We start from the raw sequence: 13,263 nt of genomic DNA, 5'->3' as shown, positions 1-13,263 counted from the left end.
CCATGCGGCACTGGCCGCTTCGTCAATGCGCTCCAGCGCTCGGCGCAGCGCGTCTTCGCTGACGACTTTGTTCATGCCCAGGCACTGCGCGGCAACGGCGTCGCCGCGCAAGGCGGTGATGTGAGCATACCGGCGATGGCCCGCCAGCAAGCCCAGCATCAGGGTGCCCAGCACGTCGCGCTTGCGCGGCGCGTTGCCGCTACGGTATTCCAAAGGGCAGGCCGACACCCAGCGATCGAACACGCCCGTGGCCGCCAGGAACTCCGCGAAGAAGACCAACTGGCCGTGCGGCGTGACCGCCGCACCTTCGTCCCAGTGCACGTGCATGCGCCCACCCATCGTGTCCACCACCTGCGACTGGTTGACGTGATCATCGCCCCGCGCGAGGGCCTCTTGACGTTTGCGTTTGGCTTCACCCATCGGGTGAGTCTGCCAAATCAGCCAATCCCCGCGCCACTGCTGAATTCCCGCAGCATTGGCGCGGTGCAACTGCCGTTTTTAGGTTGACGGATGGTCGATTCCCAGCTGTCAGGCGACACGACAAACTGCCCCCCGCATTGCCTCATCCGGTAGCAGACCGGATGGCAATGCGCCCTCGCAACTCGCCGTGTCGCCTCACACGAGAGCCGCTGGGATCTGTCGCATCGTGATCTTGGTGGTAGGCATAGCAGGCCGAAAAATCGGCCAGCATGCCAACGGTCAAGGATCATTCGCGCGCGCCCGGGATCGTCCACGATCCGGCGGAAAAGTCGTCCACTAACAGCCTGAAACAGCGTCCACGTTCATCTGAACGCCGTCCACGATGGGCTGAAATACACAAATGCGCACCATCTGCAAAGAAAGCTTCCTTGCGGGCACGTTAGCTTTGGTTGTTCTGCCAATCGAGGGGGATCACACCAGTGCAGTGCTGACGCCGCTATCGCGAAAAAATCGATGGATTGCAAACAAACGATTGTCCCGGCCCCGGCTGTTTGGGTTACAAGCAGAAACACGTGCGGCCTAGCCGCTCACATACCCCATGACACCCATTCGGAGAAAAAACATGAGCCCACCGGAGGGCGTGACATGAAGCAGACGAGATCAGAACCCTCCAGCGACGCCGGAACCTACGCGGCCGGAGCGCATGGTATCGAATCGGCGCGGGACGCGCAGGCCTATGAAACCGGTGCGCCGGTCTACGACGCCGCCGAGGCCGTTATCTCCAACAACGACGCTGGTGGCGCAGGTTACTTCGCGGAGGCGCACCATACTGCTTCCTTCAATGTCGACGCGCGCTTCGAGGAACAGACTATCCGTGCCGACAGACTGGGCAGTACCGCCTTCGGCTCTCCCGACATCCGACTCGACGACGGCAGCCTGTACAACCCGAAGTACTATGCCAGTGCGCATGAGAGCTACGCTGCCGGTGCTCAAATGCTGGACGCCGACGGTGGCATCGCTGCCAAATATGCAGGGCAAACCATCCTGGTGCCAGCGGATCAATTGGATGAGGTTCTCGCCTTGCATCAATCTGCCATCGACCACGCGCTGAGCGCTGGTGATGCCGGTCGCGCCGACGCGCTGCGCTCCATCCACTTCGACGATCACATCCACCAGGGGGGCGCAAGCTCCATGCCCCTGACCTATGCAGAGGCGCATGCTGGTACAGAGCAAGTCCGCGAGGGCGTGCTGCCCGACTACGTCGGTCAAGACGGCTCCCATGCGGGCGCTGGGGCGGAGGGTGCCATCATGGCCACTGCCATGGCCCTGGCGACTTCGGTCGGCCCGGCGCTACTTTCCGATGTCGCGGACGTTCTGCGTGGCAAGCAGTCCATCGAAGCTGTAGGTGAACGTATCAGGGCAGAATTCGGCAAGGCGCAGACGCGCAGCGCGTTGGGCTGGGCTGCAGGCCGGGGCGGGGCGGCAGGTGCAGCAGCGTTTGCACTCGAATCGGTCGACCCGGCTGGCGTGGCGCTAGTTGTCAATGTATTTGTCGACACGATGCTGCTCGTCAAAGACGTGCGTAATGGTGACCTGCCCGCCGATGAATTTGGAACCATGCTTTGGGAACGGATGCAGGATCGGGTTGCGTTCACTGCATTGACCGCGGGTGCCGTGTGGGTGGTGGGCCCGCTCGGGCTGCTGGCTCCGATCATCGTGCGTCGCATAGTTCCCGACGCCGCGACGCAGCGACAACTCACAGAGTCTTGGCGTGAGGCCTCCCGGACCCTGGCAAAAGAGGTGCATGCGCGCGCCCAGGCTGCTTCGACGATGCAACAGACCGCCCAGTATTCGCGCACTGCGGAGGCTGCAGCATCTGCGAATGTGCGCAGCATGGATCGCACCGTCGAGAACCTGCAGGCAATACGCGACGCACTGGCGCCTGCATCGAACGTCCTAACGCCGCGGCAAGGAGGCGCCGCATGAGCAAGCGTGCGTTGATCCCGCTACAGGGAACTGCGCAATGGATGCCCGCCGAGTTCGTGAAGAAGGGCGCCGTCGACATGGCTCATGTGGCGCGTCTGGCGGGCGACGCGGTCAAGGGCTGCGACCAGGCACTTGCCGAGGCCAATGCGATTACTCAGGGGAACGTGGTCACGCAGATCTGGAACTTCACTGCCTTGCAACAGAAGTTCGTCGAGGCGATCGGCCACATCCGGGACATTTCAAAGGTCAATTTGGTCCTGACCGCCGTTTGCAATGACCTAGCCTCAACAAATCTCGATCTCGCACGGCGCATGGATCGGCATCAGGAGGACCTTGGTGCCGGTGTCCGACAGGCCGAGGAACTGACGCAGGAGTTGCTCGAAGTGGTCCGCGAGCGGCAAATCATCACAGTGGCGAAGAGCGGCGGCACGTCCGCATCCAAGTCCGGTGGTGACATCGACATTCCGCAACCCGACACAATGCAGCAAGCTTTGCTGGCCATCAATAGCCAGTGCGCGACGCTTGCGCGAAAGTTGGAAGCTTGGGGCCTGCAGAGCCAGCAGGAGCAGGCGCATTTGTCCGCCCGCATCACTGGCCTTGAAGCGGGCCAGGCAAATGCAGGCGCCGAGGCTAAGCGCCTCGCCGATCGCCTCGTCGATCAGGATCGGCGCATGGCCAAAGGGCAGGAGGAGTTCCAGGCGCAGTTGCACCACAACACCGTAGACGTTCGCCAGCGACAGGCCAGCCATGCCCGAGAACAAGCGCAGCAACTGGCAGTTGAGCGCGACGAGCGCCAAGCTGCGCATTCGATTGCGCTGGAACAGATTCGCAAATTCCAGCAACTGTTCGGCGAGCGCCTTGGCGCGCTGAACCGGCACCTGTTGCGGCGTATGGCATGGATGAGTGGTGGCCTTCTGCTTGCACAGGTCGCGGCCTTTGCTTACCTCGCGGCGAAAATCGGCCTCTACTGAAACTTCCCAAGGGCCCGTCGGGCCACGCCGTCGATAGGCACCGCATTTGGCCGCGCCTTTTGCTGGCATGGGCATCCTGGAGCGTTCAGCCGGGCGATCTCCTGTTCGGACATCGCACGCAACCATGCGCTCTCTGCGCCTTGATCGGCCACTTGCCGCTCCGTATGCGTCCGGCGAACCCGTCTTGACGACGGGCACGGACGTCAGTGCGTGGCGGGCGTTGTCTGCCAACGATGTGGCAGCAAGTCATCGATCCGGCTTGCCGGGTGGGTAGGCAGGCGTTCGAGGACATCCTTCAGGTACGCATAGGGATGGTGCCCGTTGATGCGTGCCGAGTGGACCAAGCTCATGATTGCTGCGGCGCGCTTGCCCGCTCGCAGGCTGCCCGCGAACAACCAGTTGCCCCTCCCCAGAGCAATTGGGCGGATCTGGTTCTCAACCCAATTGTTCGAGATCGGGACGTCACCGTCCTCGATGTACCGCGTCAATGCTGGCCAGCGTTTGAGGCTGTAGTCGATCGCTTTGATAGTGGCTGAACCTGGTGGGACCTGCTGTCTCTGCAAGAGAAGCCATTTGTAGAGCAACTCGGCCACCCGCCGCGACTTGCGATTGCGAATTCGTCGTCGCTCATCTGGGGGAAGTTGGCCGAGCTTCGCCTCAATCTTGAACAGCATCTGGAAGTACCTCAGCGCCTCTTCGCCGACCTTGCTGCCATGGTTGGCCCACAGCTCGTGGAATTTGCGGCGCGCGTGGGCCATGCAATTTGCAGCCGTCACGCCCTTCGCAATAGTCGCGTTGTAGCCCGAGTAGCCGTCGGTAACGAGCGTGCCCTTCCAAGGGGTGTCGCCGTCCTGGCCGAGGAATCTACGCACGTTCTCGCCGCTGCGCGTCTCAGCGAAGTTGAACACCACCGCTTTGATTGAGTTGAAGCTGGTCGTGCAGTAGCTCCAGATGTAGGCCTTGTGGGTCTTCTTGTTGCCAGGCTTGAGCATGGCCACCGGCGTCTCGTCGGCGTGCAGCACGTCGTGGCGAAGCAGCTCGGCCTCCAGAGCCTCTACCAGCGGCTGCAACTGCGCCCCGCATTCGCCCACCCACTGCGCCAGCGTCGAGCGCGCGATGGCCATGCCGGCGCGCTGGAAGATGTGCTCTTGCCGATACAAGGGCAGATGATCCAGGAACTTGGCCACCAGCACTTGAGCCAACAGGCCTGCCGTGGGAATTCCCTTGTCGATGATGTGAGGTGCGACGGGAGCCTGCACGAGCTTCTCGCAATGCGCGCAGGCCCACTTGCCGCGAACATGGTGCTCAACCGTGAACACGCCCGGTTCGTAGTTGAGCTTCTCGGAGACGTCCTGGCCGATGCGCTTCATCTGGCAACCGCAGCTGCACACAGTGCTCTCGGGTTCATGGCGCATCTCGCGCCGCGGCAGATGAGCGGGCAGCGGCTGGCGCTTTGGCTGCTCCTTGTCCTTCTTGTCTTTGCCCTTGTTGTTGCCGGTGGCCCGTTCGATCTCGCCGGTGACTTCAGCGATGTCGCCATCGAGGGTCTCTTCCAATAGGCTCGTCTGCTCGGCACTCAGGCCGGACCTGAACTTCTCGCTCGTGGCGGCGAACTTCAGGCGCTTGAGCACCGCCATCTCGTGCGTGAGCTTGTCGATCAGGGTTTGCTTGAAGGCGGCCTCACGGTGCGCCCTCTCGAGTTCAACGGCCTTATCTCGCAACTGCTCGTCCTTGGCCGACACCTCGCTCATCAACGCCAGCATGGCTTGGCGCATCTGCTCCGGATCCAACGCGTCCAATTGCTGGGAGGTGATCACGGAGGGCGATCGTGCCATATGAAGTGCGCCAGTGGTATCGGCACATTCATCAGTTGCGCATCGCTACAGAACCCGAATGATTCCAGCCTCGCCGATGCGTTGCCAGGGCAGCCCCAGAACGAGTGCGTTGAGCTGCGGTCTGCTGAGCGAAAGCGTCCCCGTCATGTCGTGTGGCCAGACGAACTTGCCGGCGTTCAGTCGCCTCGCGGCCAACCAAACGCCAATGCCGTCGTGCACGAGAACCTTCATGCGGTTGGCGCGACGATTGGCAAACAAGTAAGCGTGATGTGGACGGGCCTCACCGAAGACCTTCACCACACGACCCAATGCCGCTTCGGTGCCTGCGCGCATGTCCATCGGTTCGACCGCCAACCAGACGGCGTCGATGCGGATCACCGCAGCAACTCGCGCAACCAAGTGCCGCACTCGGTAGCAAGTGCCGCCGGCCAGGTCACAACGACAGTCGTGGAGCCGCGCTTGACTTCCATACGGATGTCGCTTGCCGGCGTGACCGGTGCTGGCAGTTGCACAGGCACGAACGATGACAGCGAGGACTTGAGCTCAGGACTATGCAAGAGCGGAGGTGCGCTGCCTTCCGCCGAGTTGACTGGCGACACTTCCGCGTCGCGCACCCAGCGGCGCAGCAAGTTTGCATTGATTCCCAGCGACATCGCCACTGATGCCATTGAGACGCCAGGCCGCGCGGCCGAGGCTACAGCGTCGGCCTTGAACTCGTCGCTATGCAGCCGGCGTCGCCGACGGTCGCCGGAAGCTTGAGGAGAGATAGTGTGCACGTGTCCACCATGAGTAGTGGATACGAGCATCCTTTGCACCTACCGCGAATTCAAGATGGGTTCGCCGGACGCATACGCCGCTCCAGCGCCTCTCGCGCCTGCAGCGACGATGCCAGAACCTCGTTAGGGATCGACGAAGGCGCCCACTGCCTGGTGGGTCCGTGTCGCAGCTCTCAATGGTGAGCTATGGCCGTCGCGACTGAGTGCATTGGCGTGAGGTGTAGTAAAAATGGTTCTTCCGCACTTTGTGTGACGTGACGGTCTGCTGGAACAGCTGACTTGGCGGCCAGAAGTTTGAACTAAGGCGCCTCGACCCCAAATGTTGGCTTTGTTCAAACGCGAGGTAGCAATGACCGTCATTCCTGGCCTGTCTCAACCGCTCAGGACCGTTGGCAAGCGCGTCGGCGAGTGGAACGAAAGCGATGTTCGCCTGCGCGTGGACGTGTGCGGTTCCGTTCGAGGGGCTTCGTGCCCGAGCTGTTCGCGCCGCAGCTCCCGGGTGCATGGGCGCTACCGCCGTCGGCTCGATGACCGGCCCTGCTTCGGCCAGCGCGTCACCTTATCGATTGAGGTTCGCCGATTCAAGTGCCTCAATCCGAACTGCACGCAGCGCACCTGCTCCGAGCCGCTCGACTCGTTGGCAGCGTCGAAACAGCGCCGCACGCAACGGCTGAACGCGTCCCTGCGCTCTCTTGGCTACGCGCTCGGCGGCGCCGCGGCAGCACGACTTGCCGCCAGACTTGGGATGGGCACCAGCGGCGACACCGTGCTGCGCGAGCTACGCCGCGCCGGGTGTCCTGCACCGCAGACGCAACCCGTCGTCATTGGCATCGACGACTGGGCGATCAAGCGTGGTCACCGCTACGGCACTGTCATCGTCGACCTGCAGACGCGTCGCCCAATCGAGGTGCTCGCAGGGCGAGAGACGACGATTGTGACAAAGTGGCTGCAGCAACACCCAAGCGTCGAGATCGTGGCCCGTGATCGCGCTGGTGCCTATTCGGAGGCAGCTCGCGCCGCCAATCCACGTGCTCAACAAGTTGCCGACCGCTGGCACCTTCTGACCAACTTGCGCGAGGCGGTGGAGCGACTGCTGGTGCGACGGGCAGCGAGTTTGCGCGAGGCCGCCAGATCGCCGGGAGAAGCGCCGACAGTGGAAGCTCGTCCGATCACTGACACCTACGCGTCGCAGCTGAAGCTCAATATCTGGCAGCGCCTGGGCATCCACCGCCGTGCGGCGCGACTTGCCCGCTATGAAGAGGTCATGCGCCGCCGCCAGCTCGGCGAGACGTACAAGGCGATTGGCCGTGCGATGAACCTTGACCAACGAACGGTGAGCAAGTTTGTGAGCTCACGTTCATTTCCTGAGCGAGCACCGCGCACGCGCGGCCCGACTTTGCTGGACGGGCATCGTCAGCACCTGGATTCGCGCGTCGCCGAAGGCTGCGTCAACGCAGCTCATGTCTGGCACGAGTTGCAAGCTCAAGGCTTTGCTGGGAGCCTCAACACGGTTCGCAGCGCAATGGCGCGCGCTCACGCCGGCAAAAGCCATGGACAAGGGGAAAAACAGGCAGCTCGCGGCATCGCTTGCCCGTCGTCAAGGCAAGCCTTTGCATGGCTGGTCGGCTGGCATGGGAAAAGCGCGGCCGAACGCAAGGGCTTTGACCAACAATGCTTCGTCGAAAGGCTGTGCAAAATCGAACCGGCGATTGCTGTTGCTGGCAGTCTGACGCGCCACTTTCTTGGCCTGATTCACCGGCGCGACCTTGACGGATTCGATCGCTGGTTGGCCAAGGCCAGTGATTGCGACGTGCCGGAAATGCGTCGATTCGCGACAGGCCTCAAGGCTGATTTGTCCGCAGTGCGCGCAGCCTTCACTTCCGAGTGGAGCAGCGGCCAGGTCGAGGGGCAAGTCAACCGGCTCAAGTTTCTCAAGCGTCAGATGTACGGCCGCGCCAAGCTCGACCTTCTGCGCATACGCGTGCTTCATTCAAACTGAGCCACGGCGTCACACAAAGTGCGGAAGACCCATGTTTATTACACTTCACGGAGGAAGCGGGCATCACGACCTTTGTGCCCAAACCCATGACATCCAACGCCAAGGCGCAGGGGCGCTTCGACAAGAGCGACTTCATCTATATCGCCAAAGCGGACCAGTACCAGTGCCCGGCAGGCGAACGGGCCATCTACAGGTGCAGCGCCGTCGAGAGAAATGGACTCAAAGCGCGCATCTACTGGACGAGCGCATGTCCATCGTGTGCATTGAAGTCTCAGTGTACCCCCGGCGACTACCGACGCATCCGGCGCTGGGAGTTCGAAGCAGTACTGGAGCGGGTACAGCGGCGACTGGATCGAAATCTCGACGCCATGACCTTGCGAAGACGCACCGTCGAGCACGTGTTCGGCACGTTGAAGTACTGGATGGGCTCAACGCACTTCCTCACCAAGACCTTGCCGCACGTGAACACGGAGATGAGCCTGCACGTGCTGGCTTACAACCTGAAGCGGGTCATCAACCTGCTGGGTATTGCAGGAACGATGAAGGCGATGAGATTGGCCGGGGCGCGAGCCCCTTACATCAACTTCAATAGCCAGTAAGCAGCGATCACACGTACTCGGCGAAGGCAAGGTCACTGGATAACTTGCAGTGCCAGCAGGCGATCGCTGCATACTTGCGCCGAGCGTGTTTCCACACAACCTCGGCCAGAACCGGACGGTCGGCTTCGCACTCCAGTTCGCTAGTAGGTGAACTTGACCGCGTACTTCCAGTCGCCGCCTTCCGTCTGGTTGACGGAGTACGACGCAGAGCGCCAAACGGTCCCGCGCTCACGGAAGAAGTCAGCGAGGGCGTAGAGGCTCGAATAGATTTCCTCGGTCGGACTCGTCAGGCGATGCGATGACGATGGTCATGCGCTCTTGCGAGCCGTGCCGCTCCCGGTCGGCGACAAGGCTCGCTGACTTCCACCATTCCGAGGTCGCAGCAATGAGGGCATTCGCTACCGCTGCGTCGAGCGGTGCTTGTCTTTCGAGCCATTCGTCCATCTATGATTCCAACGAGCCGTGTTGGCCCGGAAGGTAGCATGCCGCCGGCTCCAGTCGGCCAACTGCGGACATTCAGACCAGCTGCCCAACGTGAAGGAAAAAGATGGGGTACGACCTGAGTTTATGCACCGTGAGAGAGGGGCAGCTGAACTATCAACGCTTAACCGAGAAGCCGGAACGTCAGTGCACTGCAATCGTATCGACGCCTGCAAGGACGGTAGTCTTAGCCGGGGTCTTGAAGTACGCCCGGACCAATTCGTTTGGCGCATGGCGCAGCAGCGCGTACACGACGATTTCTCCGTTCGAGTTCGACACAAGGTACGGCTCGTCGGATTGGCCGCGGGGGCGCACATAAAAGCTTCGCCACTCCGCATTCTGGCCATCGGCGATGGCGCCCAAGTCGTTGTCCGCTTGATTCAGCAGGTCGACTGGTAGCGGAAGCTTAGCGGCCAGCCCTCTATCAATGAAACGCATGCGCAGCGTCGCTTGAACGATGGGGTCACTTTCAACAGCTGGACGCCCGAGTAGGGGCCCGAGAAAATCCAGAATCGCACGTGCCGGCCCCTTAGCAAGGCCCTGGAGGTACTTCTCAACAACGAAGCGTTGCTCTGGCGTCAAGTTCGCCTTTGTCACCTTCTTTGCGAGCTTGTCCAGTTCGGCTTCAAGATTGATTCTCTCCTGAGGCGCGCCCGCGGTTGCATAGTTTCTGAGGGGGAGCGTGCGCCAGAGTTTGGGGCTGTAGCTCCCCTTCCCGTTTTCAAGGTTGGATGAGTCCATGACGGACTGTTCGTAGGGAACCTTGCCCTTGAGCCAGTCCACCTTTTCCGACTTTGTGGACAAAGCGCAAAAGGTCTTCACTTCGCTCGTCTGGTGAGCACTCCACTCCTCGGGTTGGTCCCTGTCAGGGAAAACCTTGGAGGTGAACGTGCGGATGTGGTTATAGGTGGCAAGTGCGGCTGCCAGGCAGTCATCCGGCCAGTTACTGGTCAGGTCTGCGGCCGAGCTGAGCCAGTTGGGCTTTAGGCCTGCGTCTCTATTGCGTGCCACAGGATGTGCCCACGCCATGGTGTAGCCGCACCCCCACGGCACCTGGGTCTCACCTTGGTGGGAGTAAAGGTCCTGAAAGCCATGCAGCACGCCGCCGAACGCGAAAAGTTGATTGAAGGCATCGTCGGAGCCCTTCATGGCCGGCTGCGCCTTTCGGATTTCGAGGGTGACGTCTTCGACTCCGAAGGCGGAATCCACCGTCACCTCTCGCTTCCGAGGGAGCGCAGGGAAAGCGTGTTGCGACCGAAAATGGTGTTTGCGTGTCAAGTCGAACCCACCCGGGTCGTTTCTCAGGCAAATGTTGTACGCCACCACCGGGCGCGCGTCCAACATACCGGCGTCCTTCCACTCATTACCGCTGGCCAGGTACTCACTTTCCTCGGGAGTCAGGCCTGCCTGAATACCCAGCCAGTACGTCATCCCGAAATGGAAATCGGTTTGATAGCCCCAGCAAGTTGCGGCCAACCCAGCCAGAACGACACCCATCGCAAGTTTCTGCAACTGCATAGCCTCACCTCCTTGGCAGGCGGAGCTTAGCGGAGGAGTTCGCCATCGGGAATACGCCAGAAGGCGCTCTTCTCTCGACCTATTTGGGTCCTTCGCAGGTCGGGCAAGCAGGGCACCTCTACTTCTCAGTCACCTAGACCGGCATTCGTACTCGCCCGGCCCCATGCGGCGGACGGAAAACCCAGCAACCGAAACGCCCCTCATGTGGAGCGTGTTCGGTCGCTGGTGCGGGGCGCGCCTTCGACAGGCCACGATGCCGCTGAAGGTCATGCAATTGGTGAACCGGTTGGCAGTCCGCGTATGAAGCCAAGGGCGCCAAGTGAAAGTCGTGTCTTCAAGGGGAAGACTCTCTGCGAAAGCCCTGTGCCAATCGGAAGAGGTCAAGGCTTCGTGGCTGTTATTGAGAGTTTCTAAATTCATGACATCACCACAGCGTGGCCTGCATCCAGCAGGCGGCGATGATGGAGGGGCGCTTCTGGGCGCTCTTGAGCTTGTTGCGCGCGGTGCCGTGAAGCTCGGCGAGGTCGCTGGGGCAATAGTTGGCCAGGGCATGGCGCTTGAGCCAGGCCCACAGGTATTCCACCGGATTGAGATCGGGCGCGTACGGCGGCAGGAACGCGATCTGGATATGTCCGCCCAGGCCGTCCAGGTAGTCGCGCACCAAGCGACTGCGGTGCGCCTTCAGGCCATCCCAGATGACCAGCAGCGGCTGCTTCAGGTGCGCCTTCAGCGCCTTGAGGAACTCGACCACCTCTTCCTTCTTGATGCTGCCCTCGTGCAGCCGGAACATACAGTTGGTGCGCGTGAGTCCGGCGATGACCGAGACGTGTGTCCAGTTGAAGTGGAACTGGATGATGGGTGTCTGTCCCCTGGGTGCCCATGTGCGCACCCGGGTCGGGCGTTCGCTGATGCCGGACTCGTCCACAAAGACGATCAGCCGCCCCTGTCGTTGGGCTTTTTTTTGAGCGCCGGCCAGGTACTGCGTTTCCAACTGCGCACCGCATCCTCGTTGCGTTCGACAGCGCGCTTCTCCGGCTTTTGGGCGCTGAAGCCCAGAGACCCCAGAATTCGCCAAACATGCGCTTGGCTGAAACGCACGCCGTGCATGCGCTCGATGACAGCACCCACGCGCTTGAGCGTCCACAGTTCGGTGGCAAATCCATGCTCGGTCGGGCTTCGCAAGATGACCGCGCGTACGGCAGCCAGTTGCCCCTCATCCAACCGTGCCGGACGTCCCGGTTCGGGTACCGCTCGCAGCGCATCGATGCCGCCCTCATCAAGCAAGGCCTTCCATGTGTACACGGTTTGCCGCGCCACCCCAACTGCCAGCGCGACCTCCGCGCAGCCCTTGCCTTTTTGAAGCATCCGACCCGCACGCAACCGCTTCTTCGTCGCGTCGCTCAACCGTTTTTGCACCATGCCCATGTTCTCCAGCAATGAGACTGAAGGCATAACGCATGAGCGGCTGACAGGTTGTCATGTGTTTAGAGAAGATCAATAGTTGTCACGAGTTGGCATAGCTTGCGTCTGCTTCCGTCGCACCGCGACTTCCGAATAGGGCACGAAGCGGAAGCCGCGCCCCAAAGGTCCGCTTTCGCAAGCCTCGAAAGACGGCTTCGGGCCCTGACCACCAGAACGCGACGTGCGGATGCAGCCGTTCACGAACGACGGACCTTGGTGCCTTGGTTGTCGATTTCCTGTCCGTCGATTTCCTGTCTGCCTGTCGAATGAATTTTTTCGGGGTTATGTTCAACGCCCTCAACCGCAGGAAAGCCCGCCCCTCGCCAGGAGAAACGCGCATCTGCGAGCGATGACAATCTGTCGCCGCAGCGGCCGCTTCGCGCCGGTCCAAAGGGGACTGCCATGCCATTCCACTCACCCTCAGCGGCGCATCGTCGGCGGCTCGCCGCCTCCGCGAGTCCGACGAAGAATCACACGTCCGTGTGTTCACCTACTTCAACGTGTACTTCACGATCACCCAAAGATCCTCGATGGCAACCGTAGCGAGCCGAACATGGGTGCTTCCCGGAATGGGCTCGATCAGCGGCGCCGCGATGCCCGCGATGGCCGTCTCCGGCAGTTCCAGCGCCAAGGTGCTGACCACGCCAGGCTTGATGTCGAACGCCAGCGGAAACGAGGCGATCGGCGTGCCAGCGGTCAACGCTTCGATGCTGGTGAAGTTGCTGGCGGGTGCGCTTGCCGTCACCGTGCCCGCTCTATGCGAGGCCTTCACAGAGATCAATCCGGCGCCGGCTCGGTAGACGGCGTTGTGGATCCGGTTCTTGAAGATCAGGTGCACGTCGACCTCTGACACCGCCACCGTCCGCTCCTTGAATAGCGTCGAAATGACTTCGCAACTGAGTTCGATACTGAGGACCTGATTGCCTGTCGTGCCGTCCGGATGCAAGAAGCGGTGCCACACATCGGGCGACTCGAACAAGCCGCGAAAGAGTTTTCTGTGCGGCAATCCGTTGGGCGTGTCGACGCGGCACGCGCGTGAATCCTCAATCCTGATGATGCTTTGAAAATCGTCCGCCCCTAACCTTTGAACTACCGCGTTGCGACCGATGTCCTCTACGCAATCGGCTGTGGAACGATGGTGGAATTGCCCTTGCTGAAAGTTCTCCTTCAGTAGGGACACGACCATTTACCCGGTCGCCAGCCGATGGAGCGAGACGT

General features: G+C 61.4%; 11 protein-coding genes and 1 pseudogene. 4 read left to right on the top strand and 8 right to left on the bottom strand.

The features are described from left to right. Positions 1-420, bottom strand: a 420-nt coding sequence (locus QTI66_RS36135) for a hypothetical protein (protein WP_286565188.1), incomplete at its 3' end; no start/stop codon positions are given. Positions 421-1,065: 645 nt separating this feature from the next. Here QTI66_RS36135 and QTI66_RS36130 point away from each other — a divergent pair. Beyond that, positions 1,066-2,406, top strand: a complete 1,341-nt coding sequence (locus tag QTI66_RS36130) for a hypothetical protein (RefSeq protein WP_286565187.1) — start codon at positions 1,066-1,068, stop codon at positions 2,404-2,406. Further along, positions 2,403-3,377, top strand: coding sequence for a hypothetical protein (locus QTI66_RS36125; RefSeq protein ID WP_286565186.1), 975 nt, complete (start codon positions 2,403-2,405; stop codon positions 3,375-3,377). Before QTI66_RS36130 ends, QTI66_RS36125 begins: the two co-directional genes overlap by 4 nt. A 203-nt stretch (positions 3,378-3,580) precedes the next feature. Here the strand turns inward: QTI66_RS36125 and tnpC are convergent, their stop codons facing one another. The 3 genes from tnpC to QTI66_RS36110 all read right to left on the bottom strand — a co-directional run bounded on the left by tnpC (position 3,581) and on the right by QTI66_RS36110 (position 6,018). Then, positions 3,581-5,194, bottom strand: a complete 1,614-nt coding sequence (gene tnpC / locus QTI66_RS36120; RefSeq protein WP_444815090.1) for an IS66 family transposase — start codon at positions 5,192-5,194, stop codon at positions 3,581-3,583. A gap of 63 nt (positions 5,195-5,257) precedes the next feature. Then, positions 5,258-5,590: an IS66 family insertion sequence element accessory protein TnpB gene (gene tnpB, locus QTI66_RS36115; RefSeq protein WP_286565184.1), complete on the bottom strand. Its 333-nt coding sequence runs from the start codon at positions 5,588-5,590 to the stop codon at positions 5,258-5,260. Then, the gene (locus QTI66_RS36110; protein WP_286565183.1) at positions 5,587-6,018 is read right to left on the bottom strand and encodes a transposase; all 432 of its coding nucleotides are present in this window, start codon (positions 6,016-6,018) and stop codon (positions 5,587-5,589) included. Before QTI66_RS36110 ends, tnpB begins: the two co-directional genes overlap by 4 nt. Positions 6,019-6,307: 289 nt before the next feature. On the opposite strand from QTI66_RS36110, the gene QTI66_RS36105 reads away from it, so the two are divergent. Both QTI66_RS36105 and QTI66_RS36100 read left to right on the top strand, forming a co-directional pair. Then, positions 6,308-7,987, top strand: a complete 1,680-nt coding sequence (locus QTI66_RS36105; RefSeq protein ID WP_286565182.1) for an ISL3 family transposase — start codon at positions 6,308-6,310, stop codon at positions 7,985-7,987. A gap of 50 nt (positions 7,988-8,037) precedes the next feature. Further along, positions 8,038-8,586 (top strand): annotated as a pseudogene (locus QTI66_RS36100) (transposase); the annotation flags it as partial. 240 nt (positions 8,587-8,826) lie between these two features. On the opposite strand, the gene QTI66_RS36095 reads toward QTI66_RS36100, so the two are convergent. From QTI66_RS36095 to QTI66_RS36080, 4 genes are all read right to left on the bottom strand, one after another. Beyond that, positions 8,827-9,030 (bottom strand): hypothetical protein, encoded by a 204-nt coding sequence (locus QTI66_RS36095; RefSeq protein ID WP_286565181.1) that lies wholly within the window; start codon positions 9,028-9,030, stop codon positions 8,827-8,829. Between the two features lie 180 nt (positions 9,031-9,210). Beyond that, positions 9,211-10,584, bottom strand: coding sequence for a hypothetical protein (locus QTI66_RS36090; protein WP_286565180.1), 1,374 nt, complete (start codon positions 10,582-10,584; stop codon positions 9,211-9,213). A 424-nt stretch (positions 10,585-11,008) separates the two neighbouring features. Next, positions 11,009-12,003, bottom strand: a protein-coding gene (locus tag QTI66_RS36085; RefSeq protein ID WP_286565192.1) for an IS630 family transposase whose coding sequence is annotated in 2 segments (ribosomal slippage) — positions 11,009-11,538 and positions 11,538-12,003 — 996 coding nt in all. Because the reading frame shifts where the segments join, the coding sequence is not laid out codon by codon here. Positions 12,004-12,535: 532 nt separating this feature from the next. Next, positions 12,536-13,225: a hypothetical protein gene (locus tag QTI66_RS36080; protein ID WP_286565179.1), complete on the bottom strand. Its 690-nt coding sequence runs from the start codon at positions 13,223-13,225 to the stop codon at positions 12,536-12,538. Between the last annotated feature and the right edge of the window lie 38 nt (positions 13,226-13,263).

Source organism: Variovorax brevis (genome assembly GCF_030317105.1).
Lineage (GTDB): Bacteria > Pseudomonadota > Gammaproteobacteria > Burkholderiales > Burkholderiaceae_C > Variovorax > Variovorax brevis.
The sequence above is the reverse complement of the archived record's forward strand: the minus strand, read 5'-3'. Positions and strand labels throughout refer to the sequence as shown.

Excerpts from the sequence above, each read along its gene's own strand:
- QTI66_RS36125 (WP_286565186.1), top strand. The coding sequence starts at position 2,403 with ATGAGCAAGCGTGCGTTGATCCCGCTACAGGGAACTGCGCAATGGATG.
- QTI66_RS36105 (WP_286565182.1), top strand. The coding sequence starts at position 6,308 with ATGTTGGCTTTGTTCAAACGCGAGGTAGCAATGACCGTCATTCCTGGC.
- QTI66_RS36110 (WP_286565183.1), bottom strand. The coding sequence starts at position 6,018 with ATGCTCGTATCCACTACTCATGGTGGACACGTGCACACTATCTCTCCT.
- QTI66_RS36090 (WP_286565180.1), bottom strand. The coding sequence starts at position 10,584 with ATGCAGTTGCAGAAACTTGCGATGGGTGTCGTTCTGGCTGGGTTGGCC.
- QTI66_RS36130 (WP_286565187.1), top strand. The coding sequence starts at position 1,066 with ATGAAGCAGACGAGATCAGAACCCTCCAGCGACGCCGGAACCTACGCG.
- QTI66_RS36095 (WP_286565181.1), bottom strand. The coding sequence starts at position 9,030 with ATGGACGAATGGCTCGAAAGACAAGCACCGCTCGACGCAGCGGTAGCG.